General features: G+C 72.9%; 15 protein-coding genes. 9 read left to right on the forward strand and 6 right to left on the reverse strand.

The window, feature by feature from the left end:
* Nucleotides 1-108: 108 nt before the first annotated feature.
* A complete protein-coding gene (locus OG625_RS22235) occupies nt 109-864 on the reverse strand; it encodes an SIS domain-containing protein (RefSeq protein ID WP_329383893.1) in 756 nt (251 codons plus the stop codon).
* A gap of 220 nt (nt 865-1,084) precedes the next feature.
* On the opposite strand from OG625_RS22235, the gene OG625_RS22240 reads away from it, so the two are divergent.
* Both OG625_RS22240 and OG625_RS22245 read left to right on the forward strand, forming a co-directional pair.
* Complete coding sequence (locus OG625_RS22240; RefSeq protein WP_329383895.1) at nt 1,085-1,777, forward strand: metal-dependent transcriptional regulator; 693 nt, start codon at nt 1,085-1,087, stop codon at nt 1,775-1,777.
* A gap of 407 nt (nt 1,778-2,184) precedes the next feature.
* Complete coding sequence (locus tag OG625_RS22245; protein WP_329383898.1) at nt 2,185-3,075, forward strand: alpha/beta fold hydrolase; 891 nt, start codon at nt 2,185-2,187, stop codon at nt 3,073-3,075.
* Between the two features lie 135 nt (nt 3,076-3,210).
* Here the strand turns inward: OG625_RS22245 and OG625_RS22250 are convergent, their stop codons facing one another.
* On the reverse strand, nt 3,211-4,206 hold the full coding sequence (locus OG625_RS22250; protein ID WP_329383901.1) for a helix-turn-helix transcriptional regulator: 996 nt from the start codon (nt 4,204-4,206) through the stop codon (nt 3,211-3,213).
* A 156-nt stretch (nt 4,207-4,362) separates the two neighbouring features.
* On the opposite strand from OG625_RS22250, the gene OG625_RS22255 reads away from it, so the two are divergent.
* From OG625_RS22255 to OG625_RS22270, 4 genes are all read left to right on the forward strand, one after another.
* Nucleotides 4,363-4,737: a hypothetical protein gene (locus OG625_RS22255; RefSeq protein WP_329383904.1), complete on the forward strand. Its 375-nt coding sequence runs from the start codon at nt 4,363-4,365 to the stop codon at nt 4,735-4,737.
* Between the two features lie 152 nt (nt 4,738-4,889).
* On the forward strand, nt 4,890-5,054 hold the full coding sequence (locus tag OG625_RS22260) for a hypothetical protein (protein ID WP_329383907.1): 165 nt from the start codon (nt 4,890-4,892) through the stop codon (nt 5,052-5,054).
* Nucleotides 5,055-5,337: 283 nt separating this feature from the next.
* On the forward strand, nt 5,338-6,969 hold the full coding sequence (locus tag OG625_RS22265) for a CHAP domain-containing protein (RefSeq protein WP_329383910.1): 1,632 nt from the start codon (nt 5,338-5,340) through the stop codon (nt 6,967-6,969).
* 172 nt (nt 6,970-7,141) lie between these two features.
* Nucleotides 7,142-8,401, forward strand: a complete 1,260-nt coding sequence (locus OG625_RS22270; protein WP_329383913.1) for a transglycosylase family protein — start codon at nt 7,142-7,144, stop codon at nt 8,399-8,401.
* A 98-nt stretch (nt 8,402-8,499) separates the two neighbouring features.
* Here the strand turns inward: OG625_RS22270 and OG625_RS22275 are convergent, their stop codons facing one another.
* The 3 genes from OG625_RS22275 to OG625_RS22285 all read right to left on the reverse strand — a co-directional run bounded on the left by OG625_RS22275 (nt 8,500) and on the right by OG625_RS22285 (nt 11,859).
* Nucleotides 8,500-10,191, reverse strand: coding sequence for a transporter (locus OG625_RS22275; RefSeq protein ID WP_329383916.1), 1,692 nt, complete (start codon nt 10,189-10,191; stop codon nt 8,500-8,502).
* Entirely contained in the window at nt 10,188-11,030 is an 843-nt protein-coding gene (locus tag OG625_RS22280; protein ID WP_329383920.1) for an ABC transporter ATP-binding protein, read from the reverse strand. Before OG625_RS22280 ends, OG625_RS22275 begins: the two co-directional genes overlap by 4 nt.
* Before the next feature lie 142 nt (nt 11,031-11,172).
* The gene (locus tag OG625_RS22285; RefSeq protein WP_329383923.1) at nt 11,173-11,859 is read right to left on the reverse strand and encodes a bifunctional DNA primase/polymerase; all 687 of its coding nucleotides are present in this window, start codon (nt 11,857-11,859) and stop codon (nt 11,173-11,175) included.
* Between the two features lie 214 nt (nt 11,860-12,073).
* Between OG625_RS22285 and OG625_RS22290 the strand changes: the two genes are divergently transcribed.
* Entirely contained in the window at nt 12,074-13,462 is a 1,389-nt protein-coding gene (locus tag OG625_RS22290; RefSeq protein WP_329383926.1) for a transcriptional regulator, read from the forward strand.
* 408 nt (nt 13,463-13,870) lie between these two features.
* Nucleotides 13,871-14,398, forward strand: a complete 528-nt coding sequence (locus OG625_RS22295) for an NUDIX hydrolase family protein (RefSeq protein WP_329390849.1) — start codon at nt 13,871-13,873, stop codon at nt 14,396-14,398.
* A gap of 22 nt (nt 14,399-14,420) precedes the next feature.
* Here OG625_RS22295 and OG625_RS22300 read toward each other — a convergent pair whose 3' ends face one another.
* Complete coding sequence (locus OG625_RS22300; RefSeq protein ID WP_329390850.1) at nt 14,421-15,527, reverse strand: Kelch repeat-containing protein; 1,107 nt, start codon at nt 15,525-15,527, stop codon at nt 14,421-14,423.
* Nucleotides 15,528-15,831: 304 nt separating this feature from the next.
* On the opposite strand from OG625_RS22300, the gene OG625_RS22305 reads away from it, so the two are divergent.
* Nucleotides 15,832-17,043 carry a hypothetical protein gene (locus tag OG625_RS22305; protein ID WP_329383929.1) on the forward strand — a complete coding sequence of 404 codons (1,212 nt, stop codon included), beginning with the start codon at nt 15,832-15,834 and terminating at the stop codon, nt 17,041-17,043.

A 17,043-nucleotide genomic window follows, 5' to 3' on the forward strand; every position in this document is an offset into this window, starting at 1 on the left:
CGGCGTTTGAGGCGCGGGGTCTGGGGCGGAGCCCCGGGATGCCGGGCCGCAGGCGAGGGTCCGGGCTCGGGCCGTACCCCCCTGCCGACGGCCGGAGGCTACCGGCGGCTAATGCCGGAAGAAGATCCGGTCCCCGTACTCCTGCATCACGCGGCCGTTCCACTCGTGGCCGCCGTCCACGTTGCCCGAGCGCAGCAGCGGCGGCTCCACGCCCCGGGCGACCAGCTCGCCGGCCGCCGCGGCCATGACGGCCTGCATGATCGCGCTGGTGACGACGGTGGAGGCGGGGGCGAAGGGGGCGTCGATGCCGTCGAGGCTCAGTTCGGCGTCGCCGACCGCGATCTTGCTGTCGAGGACCACGTCGCAGTGGTCCTTCAGGAAGGTGCCGGAGACGTGCCGCGACTTGGTCTCGGAGGCGTACGCCACCGAGGTCACCCCGATGACCTTGAGGCCGATGGCGCGGGCGTTCATGGCCATCTCGACGGGCAGGGCGTTGCGCCCGGAGAGCGAGATGATGACGAGGACGTCGCCGTCGGAGGCGGGGCTGCTGTCCAGGACGGCGCCCGCGAGCCCGTCGACCCGCTCCAGCGCGCTGCCGAGCGTGGCGGGCATGACATCGATGCCCGCCGTGCCCGGGACGGCGAGGAAGTTCATCAGGGCCAGGCCGCCGGCCCGGTAGACCACGTCCTGGGCGGGCAGCGAGGAGTGCCCGGCGCCGAAGGCGAAGAGCCGGTTCCCGGCGGCGACGGCGGCGGCGACAAGGGAGCCGGCCTCGGCGATGTGCGCGCCCTCCTCGTCCCGCACCCGCTCCAGCAGGCCGATGGCGGCGTTGAAGAACTGACCGGCCAGCTTGCTCTCGCTCATACGCCGATGGCCCTTCCAGAGGTGGGGGTGGTCGTCCGTGTTCGTTCGCCGCTCACCGTGCGGTCTGGACCAAGGGCGTGTCAATACGGGCGTCAATCCCGGGGCCACCACATGTCGCGGACATGTCCGGGACGGGCCTTGACGCGCGATACGGGACGGTTGTCGGCCGGATGCGTCAGAATTGGGGGCAGGGCCAGCGCACGCAATCCGAGGGGCACGAATGTCCGGACTGATCGACACCACGGAGATGTATCTCCGCACCATCCTTGAGCTTGAAGAGGAAGGTGTGGTCCCCATGCGCGCCCGGATCGCCGAGCGGCTGGACCAGAGCGGCCCCACGGTCAGTCAGACCGTGGCCCGCATGGAGCGCGACGGGCTGGTCGCGGTGGCCAGCGACCGGCACCTGGAGCTGACCGACGAGGGCCGCAAGCTCGCCACGCGCGTGATGCGCAAGCACCGGCTCGCCGAGTGTCTGCTCGTCGACGTCATCGGCCTGGAGTGGGAGCAGGTGCACGCCGAGGCCTGCCGTTGGGAGCACGTGATGAGCGAGGCGGTGGAGCGGCGGGTGCTGGAGCTGCTGCGTCACCCGACCGAGTCGCCGTACGGGAATCCGATCCCGGGGCTGGAGGAGCTGGGCGAGAAGGCCGAGGCGGACCCGTTCCTGGAGGACGGCATGGTCAGCCTGTCCGAGCTCGACCCGGGCACGGAGGGCAAGACCGTGGTCGTGCGCCGGATCGGGGAGCCGATCCAGACGGACGCCCAGCTGATGTACACGCTGCGGCGGGCGGGCGTGCAGCCCGGCTCGGTGGTCAGCGTGACGGAGTCCCCGGGCGGTGTCCTGGTCGGCAGTGGCGGCGAGGCCGCCGAGCTGGAGGCGGAGATCGCCTCGCACGTGTTCGTGGCGAAGCGCTGACGCGCGAGCCGGACGCGGGAGGGCTGATGCCGGGGCGCTGATGCCGAAGCACGTCGATGCCGAAGCATGTCGATGTCAATCTCGATGTCGATGTACTGATGTCGATGCGCTGACGCCGGCGCCTTTGGCATGGTGTGGTGGTGTTGTGCTGTGGTGTGTGGACGGTCCCGACGCCTTGCGGCGCCGGGACCGATCCTCCCCTGGCGACCTGGAGCCCCGAGCTCTCAAGGTCTTCCCCTTCGGACCGTCTTCCCCGATCGGCCCGCCTCCCTGTTGAAAGGATCTCCATCGGCAGCGGCGGCCAATCCTTGAGCAAGGTCACTCGAAAGAGCGGTGTTGTCGGCGAGAAGGCCGTTTTCGAATACGGGTTCGATAGTCTGGCCGGGAGCGAAGGGGGTGCATCTGCGGTGGTACAGCGCATCGATGTGACAGGGCCCGACGGCGTGCGCCTGGCGGCCTGGGAGTTCCGCGACCCGGCCGCCGACCCGGGCTCCCGTCCTGCCGCCGAGTCGGACCCCCGCCCCGGGGTGCTGTTACTCCACGGTCTGATGGGCCGCGCCTTCCACTGGGCCTCCACCGCCCGCTGGCTCGGCGAACACCGCCGCGTGGTGGCCCTGGACCAGCGCGGCCACGGCCAGAGCGACCGCCCGCCCACCGGCCCCCACACGTACACGCGCGAGGCCTTCGTGGCCGACGCCGAGGCCGCCGTCGAGCAGCTCGGCCTCGCCCCCGTGACCCTGATCGGCCACTCCATGGGCGCCCTCACGGCCTGGCAGCTCGCCGCCCGCCGCCCGGACCTGGTCGAAGCCCTGGTCATCTGCGACATGCGCGCCTCGGCCCTCGGCGAAGCCTCCCAGCGCGAGTGGGAGGAGTGGTTCACCCGCTGGCCGCTGCCCTTCCCCACGCAGGATGCGGCCCGCCGCTGGTTCGGCGAGGACGACCCCCGCGTGGAACGCCCCGACCCGGGCCGCGGCGCCTTCTTCGCCGAGGTCATGCACGAGGCCCACGACGGCTGGTGGCCCCTCTTCTCCCGCCGCCAGATGCTGACGGCCCGCGAGACCTGGGTCCACGACGCCCACTGGGAGGAGCTGGCACAGGTCCGCTGCCCGACCCTGGTGGTCCGCGGCCTCGACGGCGAGCTGGGCCGCGCGGAAGCCCAGGAAATGGTCCGCGTCCTCCCGGCCGGCCGCTACGCCGAGATCCCGGACGCGGGCCACTACCTCCACTACGACCAACCGGCCGCCTGGCGCGCGGCCTTGGAGCCCTTCCTGGAGGGAATCAGAGCCGACGCACCCTGACGGCCGAGGTGCACCGGCCGCCCGGTTCGCGGCCGCCCGCACGTGGCTCGCGCAGCGGCGGCCCACGCCGGCGGGCCTTCACCGCGGCGGCCCCGCGGCATGCCCGGCGCGGCAGGGCAGGCCCCGTGGCCGGGGCTACGACGAGTGCGGAAGCCAGCCGTGCTGTACCGCGCGGACGCCGAACTCGAAGCGGCTGGCAGCACCCAGACGTTCCATCAGGCCGTTGGCCAGGCGGCGGGCCGTACGAGGGGAGACCGCGAGGCGCTTGGCGATCGCCTCGTCCGTCAGGCCCTGGGCCAGCAGCCGGATCACCGTGGTCTCCTGCGGGGTGAGCGCGCTGTCGTCGCGCTCCTGTACGGCCCCGAGGGGCTGCGCGCCGGTCCAGACGTTCTCGAAGAGCGCGCACAGCGCCGTGAGCGTGCCGTTGCCGGTGAGGATGACCGCGCCCGCGGCGCTGTCGTCGCTGCTGACCGGGATGACCGCCGTGGTCCGGTCGAAGACCATCATGCGGGTCGGCAGGTCCGGGGCGGTCCGTACCTCGCCGCCGAGTTCGGACAGCCACGTCGCGTAGGCCACCGTGCTCTGGCTGTTGCGCACGCTGTCCTGGAAGAGGGACCGCATCCGCACGCCCCGGCTCAGCAGCGCCAAGTCGTTGGGTTTCGAGGCCTCCAGGGTGTGCGGCTGGTGGCCCCCGCCCGGGGCGAAGGTCATCAGCTCCGTCTGGAGCCCGTGGGCCAGGCCGGTGATCCTGGTCCGGATCTCGTCGAGGCCCAGCAGCTGCTCGACACCCGGGCTGGTCGTGCCCGGGGTCAGGTCCGCGAACTCGGCGATGAGCTGCGCGGCGGCCGCGCGGGAGGCCTCGATGCGCAGCTGCTGGGCCGCCAGTTCGGCCTGCTGGCGGGCCATGAGGATTTCCATGCCGACCTCGGGTGAGACCGGGCGCAGTTCCCCGGCCTGCTCGTAGGACGGGCGGATCAGGGCCAGTTCGCTGAGCGTGTCGAGGCTGCGCCTGACGTCGGCTTCTGGCGTGCCCAGGCGCGCGGCAAGGGCCTTCGCCCCATCGCGCGGGTTGGCGAGCATGGCTCGGTAGACCGCTTCCGCGGTCGAGTCCAGGCCAAGAGTGGCTAGCACAGCGGTTCCCCCCGGTGTGAGCCTCGTTGATCAAGGTCGATTGCATCATCCCACGTGGGAGTGGGTGGGACCAGCATGTGGACGCTTCCGGCCAAGGCCCGAAGTGTCCTGAATGATTACTCCGATCCGGGACTGTCAGACGCCAGAGTTGAGCCCATGTACCTCATCCACGTCGGCCTCAGGGCCCCCGCCGGTGGCGGGCAACTGCCCTCGAACACGGCGGAGTCGCTGCTCGCACTCGCGGAACTCACGGAAACGGACGCAAACGGCCAGGTGGACCACGTGTCGGCGCACGCGCACGCGCTGCCCGACCCGGTCGCGGGCGTGTACGTCCTCGCGGAGGGCCTGGAGGCGGCCGAGCGGGCCGCGGAGGCCCTCTGCCGGCGTGCGGTCGAGGAGCTGCCGGCCCTGAGCGGCTGGACGGTCACCCGGGTCGGGGCCCCGCTCGTCGCGCCGTACTACGAGCAGCTCCTGCGGTCCTCTTCCGGCCTCGCTGGACGGATTGGGACAGGGCCGTTTCCGTCCACCTGAAAGCCCTTCCAACCCGCTTGAGCTGCGACGAAGCTAGTGATCGCCGGCAGGGAGCAACACGAAAACCCAGCAGGCAACACCGGCCGAAGCGTCACCGCGGGACGCGAGACCGGACGACCCGATCGCCATAGCTCACGTAAAGGACCACTCCCATGCTGCGCAACCGTCTCTCCAAGGCCGCCGCGGTCACCGCCCTCACCCTCGCCGCCCTCACCCCCGCCATGGCGGGTCAGGTCACCGCCGACGAGACCCGCGTCACCGCCACCACCGCATGGGAGACCGCCCCGGCCGGCAAGTTCACCACCGCCTGGGAGTAGCCGGCCCGGCCCGGCCCCGCCAAGGCCGTCGCCAAGGCCGCCGCCAAGGCCCCGCCGACACCGCACCACCACGAACTTCACCGCACCACCCCGCACTTCACGCCCCACCCCGAACGTCACGCACCACCCAGGGCCCCCGTCCGCCGGCCTGACAGCTGCTCCTGCAGGGCAGCCGTCCTCCGCCGCCACGGCGCGCTCGACCTCTTCCGGCCTGCATACAGGCCCACCTGCGGTAGTCCGCAGCACTCACCAGACTTCCCGAAACGCCCACAGGAGCTTCGCCATGTCCCGATTCAAGACCATCGCCATCCGCATCGCCTCCAGCTCGGCCCTGGCCGCGACCGCCTTCACCATGGTCACCGCCGCCCCGGCCCACGCCGCGTCCCTCGGCGACAGCATCGCGGCGACGGCCCGCGCCGAGAACGGCAACGGAGCCTGCGCCCACGGCGGTTACGTCGGCGGACCCAACCAGAACACCAGCTGTGTGGGCGGCCGGACGGCGCACGCCTGGTGCGCCGACTTCGCCGGCTGGGTCTGGGCCCGCAACGGAGTCAAGAACCTGGGCACCCTGACCGACGCGGCGCTGTCCTTCTACACCTACGGCGACAAGTACGGCACCCTCTCCCAGACCCCGCACGTCGGCGACGCCGTGGTCTTCAACTACGGCGGCAGCTACACCGACGACCACGTGGCCCTCGTCACCGGCTTCGACGGCACCACCGTCACCTTCACCGGCGGCAACCAGGGCGGCGGCGCCGGCATCGTCAGCACCAACAGCACCCGCAGCTGGCACGTCGGCCAGATCCCGTGGGGCAGCCAGCGGATCAGCGGCTACATCTCGCCCGCCGGAAGCAACGCCCCCTCCTACCCGAGCCCCGCTTCGCTGCCCGCCGGCACGCTGGTGAAGTCGCCGAGCGGTCCCGCCGTCAAGGTGATGATCGAGGGTGCCGGCGTCCCGGTCGCCGCCTCCGACGTCACCCCGGGCAAGTACGACCTGAGCAAGATCGTCACGGTCGACGACTCGGCCTTCCGGTCCCTGGCGAGCGCCCCGCCGGCCGGCACCGTGGTCCACGACCAGGCCGGCGGCCTCGACCGCTACGTCGTGATCGACGGCGCCGCGCTCAAGATCGGCGCCGCGGACTGGACGGAGGGCGGCTACAACGTCCGCCGTGACATGGGCGTCCCGTCCGCCTGGCTGAACGAGGCCAAGCAGCGCAACGTGGCCTCCGGTCTCGTGGTGATGGACCAGACCGGCAAGGACCCGTCCCGCTACGTGATGGTCGACGGTGCGGCGCTGCACATCTCCGCCGCGGAGTGGACGGCCGACAAGTACAACGAGCGGATGCTGCTGGGCGTCCCCGGCGAGTGGCTGAAGGCGGCCACGGCCAAGGCCCCGGGCAACGGCTTCGTCGTGATGAACCAGAACGAGCAGGACCCGGCCCGCTACCTGATGGTCAACGGCGCGGCGCTGCACATCTCCGGCGCCGAGTGGACGGCCCAGGGGTACGACCAGCGGATGCTGCTGGGCGTCCCCGGAACGTGGCTGGCCTCGTCCGTGGCCAAGCAGATCCCCAACGGCACCGTCATCAAGGACGCTTCCGGCGGTGACGCCTCCGTCTTCGTGATGGCCGGCGGTAAGGCCGTCAGCCTGACCTACGCGGACTTCACCGGCCTCGGCTACGACAAGCGTCCGCTGGAGGGCGTCCCGACCGCCTGGCTGACCTCGGCGAAGACCAAGGCGGCGCCGGCCGACGGCACGATGCTGCTCTCGCAGGACAGCAACACCGTCTGGGAGGTCGTGTCCGGCAAGAAGCGGGCGATGACGGCCGACGAGTTCGGCGTCGGCAAGCGCAGCTTCGACGACGTGGTCTCCGTCCCGGTGGCCTTCACGGCGTCCCTGCCGAACGCCGTCTGACCCTCCCGGCCCGTCGCCTGACGCGTCACCCGAGCACCGCCCCCCGAGCCGCCCGGCCTCACCGGCCGGGCGGCTCGGGCCTGCTCAGCCCCGCCGCAGCGGCCATCGCGCCGACCAGGCCGCCCCGCAGCCGCCGCCCCGCCGCCCCGCAGACACCCCGAGGAACCCACCCATGAGCTCCGCCGCCCGCAAGAAGTCCGTACTCGCCGTCACCGCCACCGCCCTGCTGGCCGTCGCCGCTCCGCTCGTGACCGGCACCCCCGCCTCGGCCGCGTCCGTCGCCACCTGGGACAAGGTCGCCTCCTGCGAATCGACCAACAACTGGCAGGCGATCGACGCGACCGGCACCCACTTCGGCGGCCTCCAGTTCTCCCAGCAGACCTGGTCCGGCTTCGGCGGACTCGCCTACGCCTCCCGCGCCGACCGGGCCACCAAAGAGCAGCAGATCCGGATAGCCGAGAAGGTCCTCGCGGTACAGGGCGAGCGGGCCTGGCCGTACTGCGGCCCGAAGTACAACCTGGGCGCCGACCACGCCGACCCGTACCCGGCCGCCCCGACCTACCCGAACCCCGCCTCGCTGGCCTCCGGCACCCTCGTCAAGTCGCCGAACGGCGCCGCGGTGAAGGTGATGATCGAGGGAGCGGGCCTCCCCGTGGCGGCCTCCGACGTCGGCCCCGACCACTACGACCTCGGCAAGATCGTGCTGATCGAGGACTCGGCCTTCCGCAACCTGCCCGTCGCCCCGCCGGCCGGCACCGTGGTCCACGACGAGGCCGGCGGCACCAGCCGCTACGTGGTGATCGACGGCGCCGCCCTGAAGATCGGCGGCGCGGACTGGACGGAGGGCGGCTACAACGTCCGCCGCGACATGGGCGTCCCGACCTCCTGGCTGCAGAGCGCGGTGCAGCGCACCGTGACCGACGGCATCGTCGTGATGAACCAGACCGGGCAGGACGCGTCGCGCTACGTGATGGTCAACGGCTCGGCACTGCACATCTCGGCCGCCGAGTGGACGGCGAACGGCTACAACCAGCGGGCGCTGATGGGCGTCCCGGGCGAGTGGCTGGCCGGGGCCGCCGCACGGCAGCTGCCGAACGGCAGCGTCGTGAAGGACGCCTCGGGCGCGGACCCGAGCGTGTTCGTGATGGCCGGCGGCAAGGCCGTCTCGCTCGCCTACGCCGACTTCACCGGCCTCGGCTACGACAAGCGCCCCCTGGAGTCCGTCCCGGGCACCTGGCTCGCCTCGGCGAAGACCAAGGCGGCGCCGGCCGACGGCACGATGCTGCTCTCGCAGGACAGCAACACCGTCTGGGAGGTCGTGTCCGGCAAGAAGCGGGCCATGAAGGCCGACGAGTTCGGCGCCGGCAAGCGCAGCTTCGACGACGTGGTCTCCGTCCCGGCCGCCTTCACCGCCGCGCTGCCGACGGTCTGATCCGCCCCCCACACCCCGATTACGACGAAGGGCCGGTCTCCACTCCCGAGGGAGCGAAGACCGGCCCTTCACGCCGTCCCGCGCGAGCGGGCGGCAACTCAGCCCTTGCTGACCGCCAGCAGGATCTCCGGCAGCTTCCGCACCACCGTCGGCGCCGCCAGCCGCAGGCCCACCCAGGCGGCCAGGGCGCCCCAGGCCGCTCCCGCCGGGAGCAGGAGCCAGCCGACGGACTGCTGGTCCGTCACGCTGAACCAGATCGTCGTGGCGATCACCGGGGCGCAGACCAGCGCCGAGCCGAGCATCCCGGCGAAGATCCCGCCCCAGGCGAGCCCCCCTTGCCCCGGCGCGACGTTCTTGAAGGCGCCGTCCGTCGGGATCGAGTACGGGAAGTGCGCCGAGGCCAGCGCGCCGGTGCACAGCATCGAGCCCAGCAGGGCCAGCGCCAGCCCCAGGGCGGCCGGGAAGCCGGTCCAGTCGCCGACCAGGGCGGCCGTGACCACCGTGACGAGGATCGTGTACGGGACGGTGACCAGGGCCAGCGCGCCGGCCCGGGCGCGCAGTTCCACGTACGCGTCACGCCGGGTCGAGATGGTCTGCGCGACCATCCAGAAGGCGGAGGTGTCCTGCCCGAACTGGTTGTACATCTGCATGCCCAGCATGCCCGCGCCGAAGCAGGCGAGGTAGACGGAGCCGGTGCCCTGGAGGGCGTTGAAGACCGGGACGATCAGGCCGATCGCCAGCGCGGTCACCCAGGCGGACTTCGTCTTCGGGTCGCGCACGGCGTAGCGCAGGCTGCGCTGCACGGTCGCGCCGGTGCGCCCGCCCGGCAGGAGCGACCAGATGCCGCCGCCCGTGCCGCGGTCCTTCTCCGGCTTGGCGGCCGCGATGGTCGAGCCGTCCGGGGTGACCATCAGCTTGGTCAGGCTGCGCTCCCAGAACCAGAGCAGCCCGGCCAGCGCCGCCAGCGTCAGGGCCAGTTGGGCCGCCGCGAGGCCGTAGGAGCCCTCGCTCGCGGAGTCCACCATGCCGACGGCCGTCGCGGGAGGCAGCCACCGCACGACCTCCTCGACCGGCTCCAGCCGGCTGAGACCGCCCGCCTCGAACAGCCGCTGACTGGCGAAGTTCGCCGTCTGCGCACCCACCGCGATCAGCAGCCCGCTCAGCAGCGCGAGATCACGCCCCTTGCGGCTGGTCAGCAGCCGTACGTTCGCCGTGGCCACCGCGCGGGCCAGGGCCACGCAGCCGAGGATCAGGAGGGGGACCGCCACCACCGCGGCGGCGATGCCCGCGCCGCCCTGCGCGACCGCCACCACCGAGCCGACGGCCAGGCACAGCGTGAACAGCGGCCCGATGCCGACGAGCGAGGAGGCGAGCAGGGCCCGTACGAGGGGACGCGGGCGCAGCGGCAGCATGACCAGCCGGCTCGGGTCGAGGGTCTCGTCGCCGGTCGGGAAGAACAGCGGCATGAAGGCCCAGCAGAGCGCGAGGATCGCGGCGAGCAGGACGACGACGGTGCCCGCGTGGGCGTGGCCGCGCAGCAGGGCGAGGCCGAGCGTGAGGAAGAAGCCGACGACGAGGGTGAAGGCCAGGGTGCCGAACCAGGCGGCCTTGCGCTTCGAGTTGCCCTTCAGCCCGTTGCGCAGCAGCGACAGCTTGAGCCGGACGAAGATCCGGGTCAGCGGAACCGGAGCGGCGGAAGCGGTCGAAGTGGCCGAAGCCGCGGGAGGAGCGGAAGGAGCGGAAGGAGAGCCGGCAGAGGCAGCAGTGACGCGTGCGGCGTCGGCGCTCATCGCGCGCCCGCCCCGGAGCCGCCGCCGAGCCACTCCAGCGAGTCCCCGGCCGCGTCGCGCCCGTGCGCGCCGACCAGTTCGAGGAAGGCGGCCTGGAGGGAGGGCGCGGAGCCCCGTACGTCGGCCAGCGGGCCCGCGGCGCGGATGCGTCCGGCGGCCATCACCGCCACCCAGTCGCACAGCGACTCGACGAGCTCCATCACGTGGGAGGAGAAGACGACGGTGGCGCCGGAGGCGGTGTAACGTTCCAGCACCCCGCGGATGGTCTGCGCGGACACCGGGTCGACACCCTCGAACGGTTCGTCCAGGAAGAGCACTTCGGGGTTGTGCAGCAGCGCGGCCGCCAGCCCGATCTTCTTCCGCATGCCCGTCGAGTAGTCCACGACCAGCTTGTGCTGCGAACCGGCGAGGTCGAGCACCTCCAGCAGCTGCGTCGCCCGCTTGTCGGTCTCCTCGCCCGGCAGCCCGCGCAAGCGGCCCATGTAACCGAGCAGTTCGCGCCCCGACAGCCGCTCGAAGAGCCGCAGCCCCTCCGGCAGGACGCCGATCCGCGACTTCACCTCGACCGGGTCCGCCCACACGTCGCGGCCGGCGACGAAGACCCGCCCCATGTCCGGGCGCAGCAGCCCCGTCACCATCGACAGCGTCGTCGTCTTGCCGGCGCCATTGGGGCCGACGAGACCGATGAACTTGCCCGCGGGCAGCTCCAAGTCGACGCCGGAGACGGCGACCTGGTCCCCGAACCGCTTCCACAGACCTTCCACCCGCACGGCGGACGGCGCGGATCGCGCGCCATCCGTCCCGTACGTCCCGCCCGTCGCATCTGCCTGGTCCGGCATGTGCGCCTGCCTCTCTCCACGTCCCCGTTTGGTCGTACTGGTCGTACTGGTCGTTCTGTCCTCACCATAGGAGGAGGGGGAGAGGCGTGAGCAGTTACTTATGTCATGAGTTCCCGGGGCAAACGCGCAGTACAGGCAACCGTCACCCCTGGCGGCGCTTGCGTTCCGCCGCCGCCTCGCTGCCGCAGGCGTACGCCAGCGCGTCGATCAGCTCCTCCGTGTCCGGCAGCCACCGGTTCGCCGGCGTGGGCCGCCGCGCCCACTGGACCGAGCCCCGGCCGCCGAAGCGGGTGGGCGGCGCGGCCACGTACTCGCCCTCGCCCCGTGCCACCAGGTCCAGCCCGGACGGCGACCAGCCCGACTTGCGCACCAGGTCGGCGACCTTCGCCCCGGCTCCCGGCAGTACGAAGAACAGCATCCGGTGGTCGGGGGTCAGGGTGACCGGCCCGATGGTGCGCTGCATCCGCTCCAGCCGCGCCAGCGCCAGGAACCCGGCCGATTCCGGCACGTCCAGCGCGTCGAAGGTGCGGCCCGTCGGCATCAGGATCGAGGCCTCCGGGTGCTTCGCCCAGATCCGCCGGACCTGCACGGCGCTCCCCGTGGCCTGCGCCGCCCAGTCCTTCACCGTCGGGTGCGCGCCGGGAGCCGGGCAGTCCGCCGCCCCGCAGGAGCAGAGCTCCCGGCCGTCCCCGGGCTCCAGCCAGGTGCCGGCGAACACATCCCAGTGCCGTTCTTCCGCGTACCGCACGGCATGGTCCAGCAGCTGCTCGCCGCGCTGCTTGGGGATGGGTGCGGTCTCCGTGACTCCGATGGTCTCTTCCACGCCCATCACAACTACCCGGGTCACCCGGGGTTACGGGCGTAAACCGGCCGGTGGGCGGAGCATCGATCCTGCATACGGGGCGCACCGAAGCACGCGTGGGGGCGCGTAGGAGCCCGGGGCGCCGGAGTTGGGTAGCGACACGACGCAGAGCGGAAGATTCTCCGCACATCAGGCGGGAAGTGATCATTCCAACGATCACCCGCGGCATCAGGGGGTTTTCATGGCAGCCAGGCCTCTCGTCGCCCGCCAGCCGAACGAACGGCTGCAGGCGCTCATCCAGGAAGCCGGGTGCTCCAACGCCGGGCTCGCCCGGCGCGTCAACATGTGCGGGGCCGAGCACGGCCTCGACCTCCGCTACGACAAGACCTCCGTGGCCCGCTGGCTGCGCGGCCAGCAGCCGCGCGGCCGGGCCCCCGGGATCATCGCGGAGGCGCTCGGGCGCAAACTCGGCCGCACCGTCACCATCGACGAGATCGGCATGGCCAACGGCAAGAACCTCGCCTCGGGCGTCGGCCTGCAGTTCTCCCCGACCGTCATCGGCGCCATCGAGCAGGTCTGCGAGCTGTGGCGCAGCGACGTCGGCCGCCGCGATTTCCTCGCCGGATCGAGCGTGGCCTCGTCCGCGCTGGTCGAGCCGAGCCGCGACTGGCTGATCACCGGCGCCGATACGCAAGTGGCCCGCAGCGGCGGCTCGCGCGTCGGGATGTCCGACGTCGAGGCCGTGCGCGCGACCACCGAGGCCCTCAAGGAACTCGACCACCGCTTCGGCAGCGGGCACGTGCGGCCGGTGGTGGTGCACTACCTCAACTCCGTGGTGTCCGGGCTGATCGGCGGGTCCTACCGGGAGCCGGTGGGGCGGGCCCTGTTCGCGGCGGTGGCCCGGCTGACCGAGCTCGCCGGCTACATGGCGGTGGACACGGGCCAGCCGGGGCTCGCGCAGCGCTACTACATCCAGGCGCTACGGCTCGCCCAGGCGGCCGGAGACCGCGCGTACGGGGGCTACGTGCTCGCGGCGTCCATGAGCCACCTCGCCGCCGAGCTGGGCAACCCGAGGGAGATCGCGCAGCTGGCGCGGGCCGCCCAGGAGGGCACGCGGGGGCAGGTCACCCCGCGGGTGGAGGCCATGTTCTACGCCGCCGAGGCGCGCGGGCACGCGCTGCTGGGGGACTCGCGTGCGACGGCGGTGCTGTCCTCGCGGGCGGTGACGGCGCTGGAGCGGGCCGAGCCGGAGTCGGGCGACGACCCGGTGTGGATCGGCCACTTCGACCAGGCCTACCTCGCGGACGAGCTGGCGCACTGCCACCGGGACCTGGGCCAGGGGGACGCGGCGGCCAAGCGGGCCGAGGAGGCGCTGCGGGGCCTGCCGGCGGCGAAGGCGCGGAGGCGGGCGATCGGGTTGCTGCTGCTGGCGTCGGCGCGGGTGCAGCAGCGGGAGGTGGAGGCCGCCTGCCAGACGGCCGCCCAGGCGGCGGACCTGCTGGCGGGGCTCCGCTCGAACCGGGGCGCGGAGTACCTGGAGGACTTCCGGGTGCGGCTGGAGCCGTACCGGGAGGAGGCCGCGGTACGGGAATTCACGGCGCGGCTGGACTCGTCGGCGCGGGTTGCCTAGGCCGGGCGGGCCGGGCGGGGTGGGGCTGGGCCGGGCGGGGCCGGGTGCGCGTGGGCCGGCCCGGCCGTGGCCGGGCGCGCGCCGGGGCGTCTCCTCGGGCGTCGAACGTGTCGGGGGGTCGGTGGGCCGAGGGTGGGTGTGTTCGACGCCCTGCGGGGACGCCCCACCGCACACCCGGCCCCGTCCGGGCCGGCGGGGACTGGGCGGGGCGCCGCGCCCTGCGGGGACGCCCCGACGCACACCCGGCCCCGTCCGCGCCTGCGGGGACGCCCCGACGTGGGCCGGCGGGTGGCGGGGCCGAGGTGGCGTTCATCCGCCCAGGGACCGGATGTACGGACCATCCGTATCCGGGCGGTGTGGATCCTGTGGGCGGCGCCCCTTGGAAAGTATGATCAAGCAATGTCTGACATGACCGAAACGGCGTCCGGTTGGCTGAGCTCGGACGAGCTGGAAACGGCCCGGGCCCGGATGCCGATCCTGTACGTCGAGGCCGTACCCGTACGCGTGGATGACAGCGGCGAAGTCACCGACATCGGGCTGCTGCTGCGCATGGGGCCGGACGGAACGGTCAGCCGGACCCTGGTGTCCGGCCGCGTCCTGCACCACGAGCGGGTGCGCGACGCGCTGCTGCGCAACCTGGAGAAGGACCTCGGCCCGGTGGCCCTGCCCCGCGTGCCCGCTTCCCTCCAGCCCTTCACCGTCGCCGAGTACTTCCCCACGGCGGGGGTCACCCAGTACCACGACCCGCGCCAGCACGCGGTGTCGCTGGCCTACATCGTGCCGGTGGCCGGTGACTGCCGGCCCCGGCAGGACGCGCTGAACCTGGTCTGGTTCAGCCCGCAGGAGGCCGCCTCCGCGGCCTTGCAGGGCGAGATGCCGGGCGGGCACGGGGTGCTGCTCAAGCAGGCGCTCGCACATGTGGGGCACGTGTACTGAGGGCAGCCGCCGCGGGCTGTGCTCACGGGCCCGCGGCATCCCCGGCGGGGCCGTCAAGGGGCGGGTCGAGGGCGTCGACCGCGCTCTGGAGGCCGGTGGGCGAGCTGCTGCCGCCCGTGGCGTAGACGCACATGGCGCCCTGGCCGGGCGGACACTGCATGACCGCGGCCGCCAGGTGCGACCGCGCCGTCGGAAGCGCGGGCAGCGTCGTCCAGGCGTTGGAGGCGGCGTTGTACGACTCCACGGTGCCCAGGGCGTTGAAGCCGGGGCCGCCACGACCCCCGACCGTGTACACGCAGGTGCCGGTCTGGCCCGGCGGGCACGGCGCGGACGCCGCCGCGAGCAGGTACCGGCCGGTGGGCAGCGGTTCCACCGGGCTCCACGCGTTGGTGGCCGGGTTGTAGGAGCGGACGCTCGACTGGACGGAGCTGGTGCCGTCGGCGCCGCCCATGGCGTACACGCAGGTGCCGGTCTGGCCCGGCGGGCACGTCGCGGTCGCTGCCGCGAGGCCGTGCCGGGGAGTGGGCAGCGCAGTCGGCTGGCTCCAGGCGTTGGTGGCGGGGTTGTACGAGTGGACCTGGCCCAGCGCGGTGCCGGTGCCGTCGATGCCGCCCACGGCGTACACGCAGGTGCCGGTCTGGCCGGGCGGGCAGGGCGCGGCTGCCGCCGCGAGCGATCCCCGCGGCGCGGGGAGCGCGGTGACCGTGCTCCAGGCGTTGGTGACGGGGTTGTACGACTCCACCGTGGCGACGGGCGTGTCCGGACCCGTGAGGACGAAGGCCGTGAACCCGCCGATGGTGTACACGCAGGTGCCGGTCTGGCCCGGCGGGCAGGGCGCGCTCGCCGTCCCGAAGCCCCACCGGGGTGTGGGCATCTGGCGGACGGTCGACCAGGCATTGGTGAGCCGGTTGTACGACTCCGCCCTGCCCGAGACCGTGCCGGGGGTCGTGGCGTTGCCGAGGGCGTCACGGCCGCCCATGGCGTAGACGCAGGTGCCGGTCTGGCCCGGTGGACAGGGAGCGGTCGCCGCCCCCAGGAAGTCCCGGGCCGCGGGCAGCGGAGCCAGGGTCGTCCACACCGTTCCGGTGGTGGCCGTCGCCGGCAGTACGCAGGCCAGTACGGCCACCACCGCCGGCAAGGGCGCCCATCGCAGCCGGCGCCACCGGCTTCTCGTTCGCAGGGGTGTTTCGTTCGCTCGCGGCAACGCCGGCCTCCTTGTTGGACGTGTACGGGCGATGCCTGCCCGGCCGGCCGGGGACCCGCACGGGGAATGGGCCGGACGGCCTCCGGCTTCGACCGTGCCGGATGACGCGGCCTCCTCCGGCCGGCTCCGCGGGGATGCGTGGCCGGATGGGGCTGCCGGGGGTGTGGGGGTACCGGGTAGCGTGGGCCGACGGTTGCGCAGGTTCGGGCAAGTCGGAGAGGGAGTCCCGGTGACGCAGAACGGACACGGACAAGGGGGCGCCCCCCAGCCGGGTGCCCCGTGGGGTCCGGACCCGGCGTCCGGATATCCGGCGTACCCGGCGCAGGAGCCCGGAGGGCCCGCGTACGGCTATCCGCAGGCCTATCCCGAGGCGCAGGCCGGGCCCGTTCCCGGGCACGTGGTGGGTCCCGGGTACGAGGGGCCGGGCGATCCGCACGGCTACGGCTATCCGCCGCTGCCGGAGGCCGTCACCCAGTACATACCGCCGGTGCCGGCCGCTCCCGCGCACGAAGAGGCGGCGACGCAGTTCATCGCGCCCGTGCCGGCGGCCCCCGCGCCGCACGAAGAGGCCGCGACGCAGTTCATCCCGCCGGTGCCGGCCGCCCCCGGCGACGGGTTCGACGGGCTGTTCCGCGCCGAGGAGGCCGGGCACACGCAGATGCTGCCGCCGATCCAGGAGCCGGTGCTCCGCCGGCCGCCGCAGCGCCCCTATCCGCCGCACGCGCAGGGCCCCGTACCGCCGCACATGCAGCAGCACCAGTACCAGCAGCCGCAGCAGTACGCCCCGCCGCCGCCCCCGCCGGAGGCGGGCCGCAAGGTGTCGCCCGGGATCATCGCCGCCGTGGTCATCGGCCTGGTGGTGGTCGGTCTCGGCGTCGGCTCGCTGCTCGGCAACGGCAAGCCGCAGAACAACGACCCCGGCGCGGTGGCCCCGGCCGCCACCGCCGCGGCCGGAGGCTCAGCCGCGCCCGGTGAGGCCCCCGTGGACCCGGGCCGCCCGCAGGCCGTCCAGCTGGACAAGCTCCTCGCGGACAGCAACGACAGCCGCGCCTCGGTGATCAAGGCCGTGGAGGACATCAAGGGCTGCAAGAATCTCGACCAGGCCGCCTCCGACCTGCGCGACGCGGCCCGCCAGCGCGAGGGGCTGATCACCCGCCTCCAGGAGCTGAAGGTGGACCAGCTCCCGGACCACGCCCGCCTGACCGCAGCCCTCACCAAGGCCTGGCGGTCCTCCGCGGACGCCGACAACAGCTACGCGGCGTGGGCGGACGAGGCGGACGACGACAAGTGCAAGGACGGCAAGGCCAAGAACTCCTCCAACGCCGCCGCCGGCAACAAGTCGAGCGGCGAAGCGACGAAGGCCAAGGAACAGGCCGCGACCCTGTGGAACAAGATCGCGGCCAAGTACGGGCTCACGAAGCGCGACAAGTCGCAGCTGTGA

This window comes from Streptomyces sp. NBC_01351 (assembly GCF_036237315.1).
Lineage (GTDB): Bacteria > Actinomycetota > Actinomycetes > Streptomycetales > Streptomycetaceae > Streptomyces.

Excerpts from the sequence above, each read along its gene's own strand:
- OG625_RS22235 (WP_329383893.1), bottom strand. The coding sequence starts at position 864 with ATGAGCGAGAGCAAGCTGGCCGGTCAGTTCTTCAACGCCGCCATCGGC.
- OG625_RS22240 (WP_329383895.1), top strand. The coding sequence starts at position 1,085 with ATGTCCGGACTGATCGACACCACGGAGATGTATCTCCGCACCATCCTT.
- OG625_RS22255 (WP_329383904.1), top strand. The coding sequence starts at position 4,363 with ATGTACCTCATCCACGTCGGCCTCAGGGCCCCCGCCGGTGGCGGGCAA.
- OG625_RS22260 (WP_329383907.1), top strand. The coding sequence starts at position 4,890 with ATGCTGCGCAACCGTCTCTCCAAGGCCGCCGCGGTCACCGCCCTCACC.
- OG625_RS22265 (WP_329383910.1), top strand. The coding sequence starts at position 5,338 with ATGTCCCGATTCAAGACCATCGCCATCCGCATCGCCTCCAGCTCGGCC.
- OG625_RS22270 (WP_329383913.1), top strand. The coding sequence starts at position 7,142 with ATGAGCTCCGCCGCCCGCAAGAAGTCCGTACTCGCCGTCACCGCCACC.
- OG625_RS22275 (WP_329383916.1), bottom strand. The coding sequence starts at position 10,191 with ATGAGCGCCGACGCCGCACGCGTCACTGCTGCCTCTGCCGGCTCTCCT.
- OG625_RS22280 (WP_329383920.1), bottom strand. The coding sequence starts at position 11,030 with ATGCCGGACCAGGCAGATGCGACGGGCGGGACGTACGGGACGGATGGC.
- OG625_RS22285 (WP_329383923.1), bottom strand. The coding sequence starts at position 11,859 with ATGGGCGTGGAAGAGACCATCGGAGTCACGGAGACCGCACCCATCCCC.
- OG625_RS22290 (WP_329383926.1), top strand. The coding sequence starts at position 12,074 with ATGGCAGCCAGGCCTCTCGTCGCCCGCCAGCCGAACGAACGGCTGCAG.
- OG625_RS22295 (WP_329390849.1), top strand. The coding sequence starts at position 13,871 with ATGACCGAAACGGCGTCCGGTTGGCTGAGCTCGGACGAGCTGGAAACG.